Here is a 16,480-nt window from a genome sequence, read left to right on the forward strand (position 1 = left end):
ATACTATTTATATTATAACACAGTGCGATAAAGTGCGATAGTACAAAATGTAGAATTTGACAAAAAAATAAAGCCATTACAAGGCTTATAGCTATTTTTTTCTTGTTCAACTGTCAAACTCCCGTCCGTTTATCTTCAAAAAACGGAACTTAGAATTTCATTTTAGGTGTTGCTATTTTATAAGGTGTCCACACTATGGGACATAATATGTGATATAATTATAATGGAATAATTTAACACAGAAGGGGGTTTTGAAATGACTGGAGATAAACACGAATTATTGATTAAATTATTAGCCGTATTAATTGAATGGAAAGGCAATATAAAAGTATTACCTGATGAGGCAGATGCTGTGTTCAATCGATTTAGCAGCTATTTATTACATAACACTAAAGTGACACCACCTAAAAATTTAAGGGATGTCGTTCTTTGTCTAAAGTATCATTCTGTTGAGTCATTAGGTTTCTATTTAAATGAAGATTTAAAGGATAACTATATTATAAATGAAAACGGAGGGCTTGATGAGGAAATAGAAAGATGGTATGAGTCTACACTGCTTAAAGATGATGTGGATCAGGATTTGGTAAGAAAGTTCCTATTTGCGTGTAGAAGTGAATACCAAAAGACTGAAGACCCTAAAATAGCAGAGATGTATTCTGAAGTTAGAGCTTTTATTAATCCAAGAAATTACTATGTCACTACAGATAGAATTATGCGGTTGATTAGTAAATATTCAAACGTTTCTGATGCGATTTTAATGATAAAAGACTGGTATGAACCAGTTAAGGTGAAGTCAAAGGAAATGCTTGTGTGTCCTGTATGTGGAAAACTTCTCTCAAATGGCTTATTGAATGAAAACCGATGTACAGAGATGTGCATGTATTACCGTGATAAAGCTTCAGTTGTTCCTAAAGAAACTTTATTAGATGAACGGTTAAAATACAAAAGTTTAAAACGAGGGATCTATACATTTACACTTATACCCGGTATATCAGAGCTTCGTATGTATGATCAGCTAGTTGCAAAATATGCCGAACACCAAGTGAAGCTTTACCCTGAGATAGATAAATTTGATATTAGTGTTGAATCAAATGAAGGAAGAGTTTTAATTGATGTAAAAGATTTTGCATCGCCGTATGATTTGGTAGAGACGTTAGTGAAAAACCAATCTTTTATAAAAATGGATAGCACTGATTTAAATGATACCATTATTTTAGTAATTCCTGAGCATAGAAAATTTTTATACCATGCGGGGGATTATAAATCGATAGTTAAAAGAAAAATTGCCAAGGCTTCCAGTAAAGTCTTGGTGCTGTATGAAAATGAATTGTATAAGAAAGTAGGTGAGATCTTCGATGAGTATTAATAAGAAGTATAGAAGTATGATAGAAGAAAACGGATTAACAATTGATCCTAGCTTGTTTAAGAGAATAGAATTTGTTATCTACTCATTACATAAAGTTTTGGGTGAATTTGAAACAAAAACGGCGAATATGTATTTTACCCAGTATCACAAGAAGTATTATAAAACAAATGACTCTGATAATCAGATTTTATATATGCTTCGTAAGAAATTTCACCAATATTATAGTAAGAAGCAACTGAAAATTGATTTGGAACAATATTTAAACATACCTGAAAAATATCGTTTATTCATCGAGCATGACGATGTTTTAATTTTAAATGCAAAAATTATGATCTTTGTTGATAGAGCTGTAGAATATGATGAACTGATTGACAAATATCTTGCGAGTAAACCTAAGACACCAAAGTATATTGAAGATGATGGATATTATGAGCGCGTAATTCGATTTGGTGAAGGGTATGATGAGAGTTTTAAAACAAAACGATTTGAATTCACATTGGATGTAAGTAAAGATAAAGTTATAAAACAATTGCCAAGATACCGTGAAAAGCAAGAGTTGAAATTACCACTTGATTTTGACTGGGAGAGGTTCAAGAATAAGTTAGGTGGTAATTGGGCACAACGTCCAAGTATTCAAATAGATGCCTGTGAGGATTTTGATAATGAAATCGAATATAAAGGTCCTGTTCATATAGTAGGTCTGCTTGGTGCGGGTAAATCTACATATATTATGCAAGAAACAGCTAGGTTATTAGAGAATAATGCTATTAAAATAGGCATTATTGAACCTAATGTTGCTGAAGTCATCAAAACATATGAGGCGTTGATGCAGTTGGGCATTAATGCCGTTCCGATAATTGGCGATTCACAATTAAAAAAACATAGACAGCGGTATATGAATTCTAGACTTACTGCATCGGACTCTTTTGATGCTATCAGCAATGAAAATAATACTGTATTTGAGTATCTGTCAGGGCAATGTTTATTGAGTCACCATGCTAATGATTACGATATTTTAGCAGGTAAATTTCCATGTAATCGATTAAAAAGAGAAGATAAAACACAATCATATGACTGTCCATTATTTACGTCATGTGGTCATTTTAAAAAGCATTTAGATTTGGTTGAAGCTGATGTCTGGATAACAACGTCTCATTCGTTATTAGCATCTAAAGCCAACCCATTAGTTGATCCATATAGAAGAACATACTATGAATTGTTTCATGATCATTTAGATATTATTTTTGTTGATGAGGCGGACTCGGTTCAAGAAGATTTTGATAATCGTTTTATGGACAATGAAATATTCTATGGTGGTAACAATTCAATTATGCGCAAGTTTCAAAAGGTTGAAGAGTTCTTAAAGCAAGAAGGACTAGGGAATGTGGAATCAGAAACACATCGATGGATAATCAACTTTCCACATTTAACACAGTTGATTAACCGATTAGAATACTTAATTGTAAATTCACCAGGATACAGAAAATATCTAATCGAAGATACCATTACGCCAAGGAACCTCTTTTTTTCAATAATTGGTCAATTAGCTGATCCTGAAAGTGATGAAAGTAAAGCGTTTATCGAGTGTTTGGAATCATTCCTTCCGTTATCAGAAGAGTTAAAGCTTAACGAACAGTTAATGGAGCATCAACTATTCAGACTTTATGATAAGCTATCTAAATGTCCGAATGTTGGAAATGCAGGACTAATTATTGAAGAAATGTTGAGTGACTTTCTTGATGAATTTGATCTGATTTTTAAGAAGTCAAAATCAATTGCTGATGTTAAAAAGCTTGCGCTTAAGAAACTTGAATTGTTTATTTATATTGTTCTTATTGATTATTATTTTAGGATACAAAACAATACGATTGATAATCTAGAAAGTAAATTGCATGAGATCAACTCGATATTTTCTGCGTTTAAGTTCTATAACAAAGATTTTATTCATTTGATGTCAGAGTCAGTAATAGGTAATGATTTGGATATAAATTGACTTTAAATGATGACAAGAGGCTATATGTTCATTTGTTTAATTATTCAGGGGTAGGACGATCATTGATTGAGGATTGGTCTTATATTAAAAGTGAGTTAGGAAAGAAGGGACCGGCAATCGTCATGTTGTCAGGAACAAGCTATGCACCTGCATCAGCACATTTCCATATAGCTGAAGAACCAGCCTTTTTATTGAAGTCTGAAAAAGAAGAAGGAGATATTAACCAATCAATTCATATAAAATATGATTCAAGTGATAAGCCAATAAAGATTTCTGGCGTATCTGATTCATTTATGAAGAAAGAAAAGCTAAAAGAGTTAACAAAACAGCTCATGAGTGATATTCGGTTTGAATTAAGTTACTGGCGAGGAGAAGGGCAAAATAGAAATGTTCTATTGATTGTAAATAGTTATGAGTAATGTCGTGTAATAGGGGATTATTTGAGAGACAGAAACTTTGACTATAGGGTGCTGAGCAATAAAAAAATACTAAGTGAGGATGAAATCAATACTTCTCAGATTGAAGAGATATCATCTATTGGAAGTATTGAGGTCTTGGTTGCACCATTATCCATTATATCTAGAGGTTATAACATTATAGATCAATCGGGTAACTCTTATTTTGGATCAGCCTTTTTCATGATTAGACCTTATATTTCTCCTGATGATCTCACATACAATTATAGAATCCTAAACTCTATCATTGGTCCAATAATGGCAGAAAAGAGTCGTACACATTCGCTGGATGAAGCTTTCTCGTATGTCCGAAAGTTTGCATATGGTATGTTGAACCAATTTAATGAAAAAAAGTTTTGGAAGCATCTTGATTCAGACCAAAGAGCCATTTTATCTTGGTACACTTTTATACCTATAAAACAAGCAGTAGGAAGAATGCAAAGAAATGGCTGTTCGTGTCGTGTTTTCTATTGTGACGGTAGTTTTGCCAATGATATCGATGGAAAACTAACAAACGGAGTAAGTATGTTAAAAGCATGGGAAAGCAATTTATTAGATGTTAATGAAGGCACTGGTAAGATGCTCTATGGAAGATATTTAACTGGGCTAACTAAAGCCATTGCTGATTTTGAAATGATTTATGATGAGGAGGATCTATTTTAATGCCAAAGAGACAAAAGCTACAATTACATCAATTTGAAGTGAACAGCTTAAATGTAATAGATAAAAAGTTATTTATCTATAGTTGGCCTGCAAAACTCGTTCAGTTTCTAGAACAAAAGAAAGATGGGTTCAATTTACATTACGCTGTAAAAAATCTATCAGAAGCTATTGGCTTAACAATAGATGAGGTAATCTATGCAAGGAATAAACCATGGAAAGAACTAAAGGTTGAATCGGATTACTTCTGGTTATTTGCGCTAAATGAAGTGAATACTGATATATTGAAAGCAAGAATATCTGAATGGTTATTGGCAAATAAACTGAATGAGTTATCTTTTGATGATATAACATTTGATGATCCAGTGGCGATATCCACGAAAGGTATTTTTGAAAAAAAGTTCATGCTTGACCTTTATGGTTTACTGCCTCAGTTATATAATTTCGAGTTTTGTAAATTGCCTTTAGAGATGGAGTCAATTAATGAGCAACTTGAATTCTATCCAGTAATTGATACTGAAAATGAAAGTACCGCAATTTCAAGAACCTTTGAGTGTATCGATCGAAAAAAAGATGTTGAGAGATTCTCTTATGCAATTACATTTAAAATTGTAAGTAATTGCGAATATCCTGACAAGATATTTTTAAACGTATACACTGGAGTTAAAGTGTGGCTGTGTAGGTCTTTATTCGATTATGATAAGAAGATTAATTATATTAAAAAAGATCAAGGGCATAGCGTCTATGTATATAAGGAAAATGAATACATAGATAATGCTAAAAAGAAGTTTGTACGATTGATGTATGGGCGTGGTGATGGTATGTCCTATACATTTAAGAATTACTCTGATAGGCAATTAGCGAAGCAGTTAGAACTAGATTTATTGTCAGCGATGAATGCACCAAATGATTACAATGAGTTTGAGACACCTAATGATCAAATTGTTTTACTGACAAATAATAAAAGGACTGAAAGGGTAAAATACGGAGCAGGTTTACCTGAGCGTCTAGATGTTTTCAAGATTGTTTCGGAGCGATTTCCTGAACTTGAACTTCGAGATAGGTTAATAGCGGTCAAAAGCGAAACGAAATTAACAGTAAGTAAAAAGAAGGCACTTAAAGATATTGAAAGATTTAATGATTCGCAAGATGACCTTGAGTTTATTAATGTTGAGAAGGATAACTTTTTCCATCAGCATCCACCTGTTTATATTCCAAGAGGTGAACAAGTTATTTTCGAAATTTACACTGAAAATTCTAAATTAATTGATGCAGCAATAGAGTTCTCAAAAGAAATTCTATCCTTGAACATGCCTATGGATAAATATACTTATAGGAGTTGTGATGGCTATGAAGTTGTTTTCAAGCCAAGGAATGGGATGATTTCTCGAGGATTGAGCAAAGAAGAGCAGAAGGATAAAAAACTTAGGAAACGTGAAGTCATTGATGAACTTAAGACTGACCATTATGTAACAGAACATGTTTTATCTTTAATAGATATTGATCCGTTCCATACATCTGATGATGAAGAGATTAGAAAACAAGATCCTAAAAAGACAATTAGAAAAGCTTTTAAAGAAAAAGCAAGAGTAACCCAGTTTATTAACAATTTTAATCCAGAAGAACAAGTCGATAAGATAAGGTTGGTAAACGCTGTTTATGACTTGCTGTCTGCAGCTGGATTCTTGGATTCTAATTATATAAAATACAAATTTAACGAGAAAATACTGCTTGGGTTATCAGCAGTGAAAAACAGTAATGGCAAGATTATTGCGTTATCTAAAATTGAAGATGGACAAGTTTTATATAAGATTTATCGTCTTTGTGACGATAAATGGTATTCTATACATGAAATTTTGCCTAAGTTAAGGTTTTATGATGTAAATCCTATTCTGAAATCTCAAACTGATAAGAAACACTTTCATTTCTGGATTTCAAAGCAACTAAATCAGATCAACATCAATAGTAAAGAGTGTTATTTTTTCTTTGACGCATCACTTAGATATAGAGTGTGGTCATTTGCAATGAATGGTCAATTAGATTTAGATAAGTTGCGACTTGTGAATGGTCAACAAATAAAGTTTACTAGAGTAAATACTACTGACGAGGTTCCTGAATATAACATTTTTAAGAATGATAGCGATACTGAAGGATTAAATAGATACCAAGGATTGTTCACGAAGAATAACAAAGTTTTTTATAGTGTTGGCGCTAGGCCAGAAAACTTACAGGTTAATCTCAAAGCAACTAGATTAACGCATACAAAGAAAATGATCGGAAAGCAAAGAGTGGTTGAATTTATAACTCTAACTGATGACCACGATGAAAATATTTGGCTTGCAACACAATGTCATGCCCTTAGAAAGCTTAATTTGACATTTGATGCTTCAACTAAATATCCACTACCGATATATTTAAATAATCGTTTCGGCGAGTATTTAGATGTACTTTAATACGATTACAGGAGGGACTAGATGAAATTCGGAATAAGAACACCGAGCTTGAAAAAAAGAATATCTGCCAGAACAAGCTTAAAAAGACAAGTTGTACATAAAGCAGGTCTGAAAATGCCACGAGGATATGGGTGGGTTAGGAATCCAAAGAAATATGCATACAACAAGGTGTATAATCGAACATCATTTGATATTTTTAAGCTTCTGAAAAAACTGTTTAAATAGATTGGAGGTACTAAAGATGCGACTTTTTTTAGGGAAGTTTAGTAATAAACATCCGGAACAAATTGAAAAGAAATTTTATTCTGCCGGTGATGAAAGCAGTAGCTATTATGGCGAAGTTAAACCTGGGGATTATGTTTTTGCCTCTTATGAAGGCAAAATTGCAGCTTTATGGAAAGCCAAAGAATATACCAAATTAAAGAATACAGTAAACCCCAAGGATGATGGGGTATTGCTTTTTGATGAAGTGAAGAAGTATGACGATGTTAGTGTAACCAATGATTTTACAAGATATAAGTATTTTATTCATGATCTGAATCTAGTCAATAAGGTGACAAAGAGTGTTAAAGGGCTAGGCTTTATTCCGATAAAAACGACGGATGATTGTCCACCAAATCCCGAAGACATTGACTTCAAATCCAGTAGTGTCAATATATATATTGCTTTGGAGGATGCCAGTGTTAATTACAAAGAAGGGGATATTAGAGTAACGATTGATAATCTTGAACAGATGAAGATTACTAGCATTGATCGTTTTGAGAAAGGCAAGTTTATAGTATATGAAGCGTTCAATAAACTTTATGAAGAAAGAAACGCTGATGACGGAAAATATACAATTAGAGAGCTGAACGACTATGCCTTAGAAGATCAAGCTTCTCAGAAACGCAAGTTTTTGATTACACTGATTGAAGAGCTTGAAAGTAATGGCTATTATAAAGTTTCAAGTGCAATTCGGTTATATGATAATCTTCTGGTTGGTAGAAAACGGTCAGCAAGTGCCAAGGCGGGAAATTCTGACATAAAACCGAATAATGCCGCCCACGATGAAGAAGTTTTTGAAGATGATAATGAACAATATCAAATGTTTGCAGGACTCCTTAATTTTAATCCCAATCTCATTTTATATGGACCTCCAGGAACTGGTAAAACATACGCAACCAGAAAGATTATAGACCATTTTGAAAATAAGTATTTTAAGACAGGTGGAAGCTATAAGGTGGCGGAAGTAGAAAATAGGGTCAAGACCATTACTTTTCATCAATCATATTCCTATGAGGAATTCATTGAAGGTATCAGACCGGTTCTGAATGATGATGATTCAGGAAAAGTGGGTTACAAGTTAGAAAATGGTCTGTTTAAGGAACTGTGCATAAATGCAGAGAAAGAGTTGATAAAAAGGCAGAATAATGCTGAGTATGTGGACATGATTCATTCTGAAAGTAATATATGGAAAGTATCATTAGGAGAAAGAAAATCAGACGATGTTTTTAATGAATGTATTAAAAGCGGTGATATTGCAATCAACTGGTTGGATCAACTTGATCTTAGTAATATGACTTATGATGATATTTTAGCTGAACTTGGAGATGAAAGGGATTTTGGCAATAAGCCGACTCAAAATGCAAATTCAGTAAATTCTTTCGTAAATGATATGACGGTTGGTGATATTGTTCTTGTCTATGACAGCCAACAGACCATTCGCATGATTGGTGTGATTAAAGCTGATTATAGATATGATACAAAATATAGTTATAAACATAGAAGAAGCGTCGAGTGGTTCACAGAGCTTAGTTATCCCATAAACATCCATAAGTACAACGGATTTAAGAACTTGACATTGAAAACGATATATGAGTTATCACGTATTAGTGTTTCCGATGTTATTGAAATGGTTACTCAAAACAGTTTGGTGAAACAAAGTCATGAGGACAAACGAGAAATTAAGCCTTACTACATGATTATTGATGAAATCAACAGAGGTAATATTGCCAAAATCTTCGGGGAATTAATTACGCTCGTTGAACAAGACAAACGAGGGAAGCTAAAGAGCTTACTGCCTTACTCAAAAAAAGAATTCTCTGTACCAAGCAACTTGTTTATTATAGGTACAATGAACACAGCAGATAGGTCAATAGCAGCAATAGATACGGCATTAAGAAGACGTTTTACATTCGTTGAAATTGAACCGGATTCAGGAGTTCTGGCACAATATGATAATCCAATTATCAATGACACCGTTGATTTGACGAAGTTATTAGATGCCATCAATGAAAAAGTCATGGATAAATATGATCGTGACCATAGAATTGGACATGCCTATTTTATGGGAATTGAGTCATTAAGCAATTTATATCAAACTTGGTATTACAAGATTTTGCCATTGCTTGGGGAATATTTCTATAATGATACTGAAACCCTTAAGTCAATTGTAGGTAAGAGTTTTTATGACCAATATGGTAATGTTAAATACCTTTCGCTACATAAAAAGGATGATGAACTTTCTGAATTTGAAGAGAAAATCATCGATATTTATAGGATGAAAGATAATGGATGAAACAAAAATTATTAGAATATTTGAAGATCGACAAACAAAGGTTAATCTGACGGATCAGAATATTAAAGACATTTTGCTTATGAAGAATGTTATTGGAGAAAACAATGTTGTCCTTCAAGCAGATGGTAAGTTGTTGGTTAGGCATCATGTCGGATTTATTCAAATAAATAAGACAAGGTTATTGATATATCCTAAAATATCAAAACGGATGACCGGCGAGGATGAGTTTGAAAAATCTTTTAAGGTATTGATGAGATTGCTTTCTTATTCAGGCTTTGAAGGTGTAAAAAATATACCAACGCCGCAAAGCATGGACAAATATAATGGCGATTTGCTGGAACTCTTTATTGGCTTATTTGTAGACGAATTATTACTACAGTTTAAAAGAGATATTAACCGTGGGTATAACCATCAATTAGAAAACCAGACGTTTATTAAAGGCAAAGTAGATTTTGTAGAAACTGTAAAGAAAAACAGCTTTAAAAAGCACCTTCATTATGTAAGGTATGACCAGTTCAGTGAAAATATATTGCTGAATAAAGTTTTTAAATCAGTCATTCAAAACTTGATATCAAGAACGAATTCAAAGCGTAACAAAATCAAGTTAAAACAATCACTGCTTTGGCTTGAAGATGTAGAAGAGATGGCTCTTGATAATGATATTTGGAAAAATGTAAAATTCACTAGACATAATTCTAAGTATGCACCTGCTTTTAATATGGCCAAGTTGTTTTATTATAATTCAAGCCCAAACTTAAATGCAGGTGATGAATATACCTTTAGCTTTTTAGTGCCGGTGAATCAGTTATTTGAACTGTATTTATATAAAGTGTTAAAGAAGCATTTGGTTAGAGATTTTGAGGTAAAGTATCAAAGTCCAATCAAGTATTTAGCGCACAGCGAAGATAAAAATTATTTGCAGCTAAGACCGGATATTACTTTTGTCAGTGGTAGTCAGGTAAAATATATTGTTGATGCAAAGTACAAAGAGGTGCTTTATGAGGGACAGGAATTAAGTGTTACACAGGCTGATATTTATCAAATGCTTGCTTATAGTGTCAGGTATGAGTGTGACAATATAGCTCTGATATATCCCAAATTATTGACAGATGAGCAATGTGAGTTACTAATTCAAGAATTTAAAATAAAAAACTATGAGCGAGTTGTGTCAATAAAGCTTATACAGGTTGATTTGGAAATTGAACCAAGTCAGTTAGCCAGAGACTTGGCAAGTACTTTAGGCTATTGTAATGAAGGATATGAAACACCTATAAAAATTAGTTAAATAAATCGGTGGTGATTATATATGGAAAAGAAAAGTCGCTTTGAAGGATGCCTTATTGGCGGGGCTGTTGGAGATGCTTTAGGCTGGCCTGTCGAATTCCTTAAACTTGATGAAATAAAGAAAAAGTTTGGTGATAAAGGGGTTATTGAGCTTACCCAGCCAGATTGTGGCAAGGCAGAAATCACAGATGACACTCAAATGACGATGTTTACTGCGGAAGGTATTCTTCGTGCAGAATCAAGATTAAGAAATAAAGGAATCTGTCATGCGCCTACAGTTATCTATTTTGCATACCAGCGTTGGTTAACTACACAAGGATATCCGAAGAAAGAGTCTTTGGACTGGATCTATGATGGGTGGTTAATGAATAAAAATAAGCTGTACGCAAGAAGAGCACCAGGAAATTCATGTATCACTGCTCTTTTAAGCGATGATAAAGGAACTCTGGAAAATCCAATCAATAACAGCAAAGGCTGTGGTGCTGTTATGCGATCAGCACCGTTTGGATTATTTCTGGAAAAGAATAGTGCCTATGAGATTGCAAAGGAATCAGCAGCACTGACACATGGGCATCCAACCGGTTATGTAACGGCTGGAGCATTAGCCTATATTATTGCTGAGATAGTTGGTGGAACAGGATTACGAGAATCTATATTTAATACGATTGAAAAACTGAGTTCAGAAAATAGCGGTATGGAATGCACTAAAAAACTTAATCAGGCTTTAGATTTATCTGGAACTGATATACCGGATTATAAAGCTATCTCAGAAATCGGAGAAGGTTGGATTGCTGAAGAAGCATTAGGTATTAGTGTATTTTGTGCTTTAAGATATGAAACTGATTTTAGAAAAGCGCTTATAGCTTCAGTAAACCATGATGGCGATAGCGATAGCACAGGTTCGATAACTGGAAATATGCTTGGTGCATTACTTGGCATTCAAAATCTCCCGCAAGAATGGCTTAAATCAGTTGAGCTTTTTGAAGAAATTATTGAATTGGCGAACGACTTATTGTTAGGATATCAAGACAATGATAGCTGGTGGAAAAAGTATCCTGGGTATTGATAAATCCAGAGCATTATTGATACTTTTGTTCAAGCAAATTCATTTATTCATCCAACCAAGAGAGGAGTGAAAGATAAGTTGATTTCAGAGAAGATTGTGATTGATAAGTTAGAAGAAAATGATATTGATGCTTTTGAAGTGGATACTTTAGATTCTCAACTAGAAACACTAATTGCTCTTAAAAATAGTAATGTTGAAGAATTTCTCCGGTTCATTAAATCCCATGATATTACAACCGTGTTTTACAACAAGGCATTTTATGATCCTGATATCTTTAAAATAACAGATGAAGAGATTAACAGATTAGATGATGACTTACTTGAAGTACTGACAGATGAAATAGATAATTACAACACTCAAACAGATGATATTGATTTTTCTAGACCTATTCAAATAACTTACTTTGCATTATATCAAGGGCAAAAAGTTGGCTTTTTTGAAAGTGATTATTGGCATTTTGATGAAGGATTGTTACTGGGAAAAGAAAAATATTTAGATTTGATCGATTCATATGAAAGTGTCATTGATGACGTGCTTGAAAGACGCAAAGAAACTGAAGAAAAGCTGAGATCAGATTTGGAGACCTTAATATCTGAGGATGAGCAGTTTTTGTTATGCACAAACCAAAGACTTCGATTAAGTTATATCCAGCAACTGTTAAATAAAAAGAATATGGGGCAATATCGGGAATTATTTACGCACGGTTCAGAGTTCATTAATCCTCGTACAGCCCAAAACTATATTGATTTAGTATGGAAGAAGTTAAAAGTTTCAAAATAGTTGTTAATTAGAACTTTGCAAAGGGGGAAGGGGAATGGCAATTAACTATAAAAAATGTCCCAATTGTGGTTCGACTAATGTTCTTGGAATTTTATATGGAATGCCAACACATGAAGCTTTTCTAAAGGCTGAAGCAGGTGAAATAAAGCTGGGAGGTTGCTGTATAACGGGCAGTGATCCTGAGTATTATTGTAAAGATTGTGAACATGAGTGGGATAAACAACAGGCAATTGATTATGCATATAACCAAATGGAATCGCTTATAACTTCAGTTGGTGGGTATTTTGGTGGTTATTATGAGGTAGAAATCAATTTGAAAAGTAGAGAATTGACATGGAAGCATTTTGGTGGGGGAAATGATGAATCTTATAGAAAAGTGTTTCGGAATACAACTGCTGATAAGCTGATTGAAGAGCTTAAACTTATTGAGTTATTGAATTGGAAGTCTGAATATGTAGATCCACATATTCTTGATGGAACCCAGTGGAGTATTGAAATCGTTAGAAAAGGACGAAATATTAAGAAACATGGAAGTAATATGTATCCCGATGGGTGGGAACGCTTTTGTGAAATTATTCGAAAGATTTCCGGGAGAAAGTTTGAATGATAAGGGGATTATGTAATGAATGTAGAATTATTATTGCAGGAATTATCATCAGTATCAAAAAAATATGAATTGATTAACCAAAAAACTGGGGGTTATTTTAATATATTCGAAATAGCTAATATTTGGTCAGATGAAGTTACTATCTGTAGGGTATTACACGAAATTCTTTCGCCTGAAGGTACTCATTTTCAGGGGCGCAAATATTTAAGAACATTTATCAAAGATGTTCTTAGAATTGAAATGCCAGAAACAGAGTTGGGAACTGCAAAGGTATTCCGTGAATACAGAATAGACAATAATAGGCGTATTGATTTAGCTATTCAAACAATAAATTATTTTATTCCTATAGAGGTTAAAATATTTGCAGGAGAACAAGCGAACCAATGTTTTGACTATGAAAAGGTCGCTAAGAATTCAAAGGTTTATTATCTGACCAGATTTGGAGAATGTCCAAGTGAATACAGTGCAAAGGGGTTGGCTAAATCTGGTGATGGATATTTAGAAGTCTCTTGTGTTTCTTTTTCAGAGGATATTTTAAATTGGCTTGAAAGCTGTGTGTCTCAAACAGAGACGATGAAAATAGCTCCAATTCGTGAAGTATTATTTCAATTTATGATGACTATTCGCAAATTTACGAATCAGATGGAGGATGAAAAAGAAATGGAAATATTAGATGTACTTATGAAAACACCTGAAAATATAAAGAGTGCCATAGCTATTCAAAATTGTGTTGACCAGGCTAGGCTAAGTCTGATGAAGAAAATGTTTACTAAGATCGAAGAGAAAATCGGTAGAACTAAGCTGGAAAATGAATATGATTACGCCTTTAACGAATATAAGAAGTGCAATGATTTCTATAAATATAAGTATTCAACCTATCCCGGAATTAGCTATGAGTATAAATCAAAAGTAAAACCTAATGTAGATATTTGGGTTCGTATTGAAATTGATAATCATATATTTGTAGGCTACTGTTGTCCAGTAGACGGAAATTCTGGAAAGCAAGCATTAACGGAAGACGAAATTGAAAAAATTCTAGGTGTTGAACCGTATATTGATAATTGGTGGGCTTACTGGGAATATGCGCCAGAAGATAATGATGCGCTTAGCCCAGATTTTAAAGGGGCGAATGATCCTTATTTACAGCTTTTTGATGAAAGAGATTTAGAACAGTTTACTACTAAGTGTGCTGACAAAGTAATTGAATTATTAGATAGATAACAAATTCGAAAAATCTTTAAGGAGGGGTGCTAATGCTAGAAAAAGCAATACTTATAGCGATTAAAGCCCATTATGGGCAACTAGACAAGGGTGGACAACCCTATATATTACATCCGTTAAGAGTTATGCAAAGCTGTAATTCAGATTTAGAAAAGATATGTGCTGTCTTACATGATGTTATTGAAGATACGAATATATCATTAAATGAGTTGAGAGAAGAAGGCTTTTCAGAGGAAGTTTTGGTAATCTTAGATTTATTGACGAAAAAAGAGCAAGAAGATTACAGTACATTTATTGATAGGATAAGTAAAAATGAAACAGCATGTCGAGTCAAAATTGCTGATTTGCAGGATAACATGAATCTTTCACGTATTAAAAGCCCAAGCATAGAAGATAAAAAACGAGTAGAAAAATACATGGATGCATTCGAAAGATTACATGGGGTTCTATATCCTGAAAAGGATAATATTGAAGACTACTATGAAATTGAGATTAATGGTTGTGTTACACTTCCTAAAATTGTAACTGAAGATCAATTCTATGAAAAATTCATTGGGTTTATTGAAACAAATCACTGGTATTTTGGTGGTGGAATTAACATAGTTGAGGAGGACGAATAAATGAGTACATTCACAGCACAAATTTTAATAGGACACGATCATCGATATGGTGGTGGTATAATCCCGAGTCATGCAGTATTCTTGTCTGAAAATAGCAGGCCTGCGTGGATATTAAAGAATCTGGATTTATTTGAAGAAGGGAATGAATCCGAATTTATTAGATGGATTCCAACTATTGATAATATGTTAGATGATGCCATGTTGTTGATAGGTGTCCATGTGATTAAAGATGAAGCTGTTATAAAAGCGGCAAGAGAATTTTGTAAGGTTGATAATTTGAATGATCTTGAGTTATATGAAGCCTTTACCTCGGAGGATTTACAAACACTTTATGAGCTTGTTAGAACTACAAGCATTGAGTATAGCATTGCTTTAACTGTATTTAATGAGTCTCACATTATCAATCAATATAAGACACTAGATCAGTACGAGTGTAGAGCAAATGTATTTACCGTTACCCATAGCAATTATAAAAATAGGTGATGATTTTAATGGACAAAATCGAATGCTGTATATCAGAATTTAAAATAAATACTTTTGATCCTTCTAAGGATAAGGCTGAATTGATTCCTGATGAAAAAGGTGTTTATTTGATAAGTGTTAAGAATATTAGTCAGTTACCAGAGCAAATGAGAGGCGTATTTTTCAATAGATTTAACGAGCGTGAAGTGCTTTATGTTGGATTGTCAGGTGGTAGAGGGTTAAGAAAACGTGATTATAGAAATCACTTTAAAGGAACTGCAAGGAATTCAACACTCAGAAAAAGCTTAGGAGTTTTATTTGGATACGAAAAAGTTCATAGCAGAAATGAAGCTAAATCAACAAAATACAGATTCGATAATGATAGTGAGCAAGAGTTGAGTCGATGGATGAAAGCAAATCTAATGATGCATTATTGTACGGGGCTTGAGAATGTTGAGTTGATTGAATCTATATTGATTGAAGCTTTTAATCCACCTCTGAACCTTGCAAAGAATAAAAACGAAACAAACAAAAAATTCAGACAATATTTAAGCAAATTGAGATGCTCAATATGATTGTCTGAATGTGTGGTTATGTCGAAGTGAAATCATCAATTTGCATTGCCAAAAAATCACTTTTCAAATCGACTGGAATATTGAATTGAAGACCAGCAGTATTCATAATCATAAGTTTAATAGCTAATAAATGTGTATCTGTTTCAAGTAGGCTTGCTGTTTCGTAAAAATTATAGCCTAACTGAAACAGAGATATTATATCATGATTCGGCAATAAGATTTAAAACATCAACATTCATGCAGGCAGCTATTACAAAAGGGTTTCTGATCAAAAAATACCATATCATAGTAGTTCACGACAGGATAAATAGGCTTTGAAAAGTGATGAGTCTAAAAAAATACTTTAATAATGTGACTTATTGTATGTTGACTTATTGTATT

15 protein-coding genes are annotated in these 16,480 nt (G+C 33.3%); all 15 read left to right on the forward strand.

Features of this window, described 5'->3' with window-relative positions; translation table 11 throughout:
• Positions 1–256 precede the first annotated feature (256 nt).
• The 15 genes from ACQ4KW_RS03515 (at position 257) to ACQ4KW_RS03585 (ending at position 16,099) form a co-directional block, all read left to right on the forward strand.
• Entirely contained in the window at positions 257–1,366 is a 1,110-nt protein-coding gene (locus ACQ4KW_RS03515) for a hypothetical protein (protein WP_430885152.1), read from the forward strand.
• Positions 1,356–3,359 (forward strand): hypothetical protein, encoded by a 2,004-nt coding sequence (locus ACQ4KW_RS03520; RefSeq protein WP_430885153.1) that lies wholly within the window; start codon positions 1,356–1,358, stop codon positions 3,357–3,359. The genes ACQ4KW_RS03515 and ACQ4KW_RS03520 overlap by 11 nt, the downstream gene beginning before the upstream one ends.
• A 62-nt stretch (positions 3,360–3,421) precedes the next feature.
• Positions 3,422–3,778, forward strand: a complete 357-nt coding sequence (locus tag ACQ4KW_RS03525) for a hypothetical protein (RefSeq protein ID WP_430885154.1) — start codon at positions 3,422–3,424, stop codon at positions 3,776–3,778.
• Between the two features lie 21 nt (positions 3,779–3,799).
• Positions 3,800–4,477 carry a hypothetical protein gene (locus ACQ4KW_RS03530; RefSeq protein WP_430885155.1) on the forward strand — a complete coding sequence of 226 codons (678 nt, stop codon included), beginning with the start codon at positions 3,800–3,802 and terminating at the stop codon, positions 4,475–4,477.
• Entirely contained in the window at positions 4,477–6,927 is a 2,451-nt protein-coding gene (locus ACQ4KW_RS03535) for a pPIWI_RE module domain-containing protein (RefSeq protein ID WP_430885156.1), read from the forward strand. Before ACQ4KW_RS03530 ends, ACQ4KW_RS03535 begins: the two co-directional genes overlap by 1 nt.
• Before the next feature lie 21 nt (positions 6,928–6,948).
• Positions 6,949–7,152 (forward strand): hypothetical protein, encoded by a 204-nt coding sequence (locus ACQ4KW_RS03540; RefSeq protein ID WP_430885157.1) that lies wholly within the window; start codon positions 6,949–6,951, stop codon positions 7,150–7,152.
• 16 nt (positions 7,153–7,168) lie between these two features.
• Positions 7,169–9,484, forward strand: coding sequence for an AAA family ATPase (locus ACQ4KW_RS03545; protein WP_430885158.1), 2,316 nt, complete (start codon positions 7,169–7,171; stop codon positions 9,482–9,484).
• Positions 9,477–10,769 carry an McrC family protein gene (locus tag ACQ4KW_RS03550; protein WP_430885159.1) on the forward strand — a complete coding sequence of 431 codons (1,293 nt, stop codon included), beginning with the start codon at positions 9,477–9,479 and terminating at the stop codon, positions 10,767–10,769. Before ACQ4KW_RS03545 ends, ACQ4KW_RS03550 begins: the two co-directional genes overlap by 8 nt.
• 21 nt (positions 10,770–10,790) lie before the next feature.
• Positions 10,791–11,834, forward strand: coding sequence for an ADP-ribosylglycohydrolase family protein (locus ACQ4KW_RS03555; RefSeq protein ID WP_430885160.1), 1,044 nt, complete (start codon positions 10,791–10,793; stop codon positions 11,832–11,834).
• Between the two features lie 66 nt (positions 11,835–11,900).
• Complete coding sequence (locus ACQ4KW_RS03560) at positions 11,901–12,614, forward strand: hypothetical protein (RefSeq protein WP_430885161.1); 714 nt, start codon at positions 11,901–11,903, stop codon at positions 12,612–12,614.
• A gap of 34 nt (positions 12,615–12,648) precedes the next feature.
• Positions 12,649–13,221 carry a hypothetical protein gene (locus ACQ4KW_RS03565; RefSeq protein ID WP_430885162.1) on the forward strand — a complete coding sequence of 191 codons (573 nt, stop codon included), beginning with the start codon at positions 12,649–12,651 and terminating at the stop codon, positions 13,219–13,221.
• Between the two features lie 15 nt (positions 13,222–13,236).
• Positions 13,237–14,442 (forward strand): PD-(D/E)XK nuclease family protein, encoded by a 1,206-nt coding sequence (locus ACQ4KW_RS03570; protein ID WP_430885163.1) that lies wholly within the window; start codon positions 13,237–13,239, stop codon positions 14,440–14,442.
• Positions 14,443–14,474: 32 nt separating this feature from the next.
• On the forward strand, positions 14,475–15,062 hold the full coding sequence (locus ACQ4KW_RS03575) for a GTP pyrophosphokinase (protein ID WP_430885164.1): 588 nt from the start codon (positions 14,475–14,477) through the stop codon (positions 15,060–15,062).
• On the forward strand, positions 15,063–15,545 hold the full coding sequence (locus ACQ4KW_RS03580; protein WP_430885165.1) for a hypothetical protein: 483 nt from the start codon (positions 15,063–15,065) through the stop codon (positions 15,543–15,545).
• 8 nt (positions 15,546–15,553) lie between these two features.
• Positions 15,554–16,099, forward strand: coding sequence for a GIY-YIG nuclease family protein (locus ACQ4KW_RS03585; protein ID WP_430885166.1), 546 nt, complete (start codon positions 15,554–15,556; stop codon positions 16,097–16,099).
• Positions 16,100–16,480 lie beyond the last annotated feature (381 nt).

It is taken from the genome of Tianxiuia mixotrophica, assembly GCF_050596425.1.
In the GTDB taxonomy this organism is placed as follows: domain Bacteria; phylum Bacillota; class Clostridia; order Peptostreptococcales; family Acidaminobacteraceae.

Coding starts and splice junctions, on each gene's coding strand:
- ACQ4KW_RS03515 (WP_430885152.1), top strand. CDS start 257: ATGACTGGAGATAAACACGAATTATTGATTAAATTATTAGCCGTATTA.
- ACQ4KW_RS03520 (WP_430885153.1), top strand. CDS start 1,356: ATGAGTATTAATAAGAAGTATAGAAGTATGATAGAAGAAAACGGATTA.
- ACQ4KW_RS03535 (WP_430885156.1), top strand. CDS start 4,477: ATGCCAAAGAGACAAAAGCTACAATTACATCAATTTGAAGTGAACAGC.
- ACQ4KW_RS03540 (WP_430885157.1), top strand. CDS start 6,949: ATGAAATTCGGAATAAGAACACCGAGCTTGAAAAAAAGAATATCTGCC.
- ACQ4KW_RS03545 (WP_430885158.1), top strand. CDS start 7,169: ATGCGACTTTTTTTAGGGAAGTTTAGTAATAAACATCCGGAACAAATT.
- ACQ4KW_RS03550 (WP_430885159.1), top strand. CDS start 9,477: ATGGATGAAACAAAAATTATTAGAATATTTGAAGATCGACAAACAAAG.
- ACQ4KW_RS03555 (WP_430885160.1), top strand. CDS start 10,791: ATGGAAAAGAAAAGTCGCTTTGAAGGATGCCTTATTGGCGGGGCTGTT.
- ACQ4KW_RS03565 (WP_430885162.1), top strand. CDS start 12,649: ATGGCAATTAACTATAAAAAATGTCCCAATTGTGGTTCGACTAATGTT.
- ACQ4KW_RS03570 (WP_430885163.1), top strand. CDS start 13,237: ATGAATGTAGAATTATTATTGCAGGAATTATCATCAGTATCAAAAAAA.
- ACQ4KW_RS03575 (WP_430885164.1), top strand. CDS start 14,475: ATGCTAGAAAAAGCAATACTTATAGCGATTAAAGCCCATTATGGGCAA.
- ACQ4KW_RS03580 (WP_430885165.1), top strand. CDS start 15,063: ATGAGTACATTCACAGCACAAATTTTAATAGGACACGATCATCGATAT.
- ACQ4KW_RS03585 (WP_430885166.1), top strand. CDS start 15,554: ATGGACAAAATCGAATGCTGTATATCAGAATTTAAAATAAATACTTTT.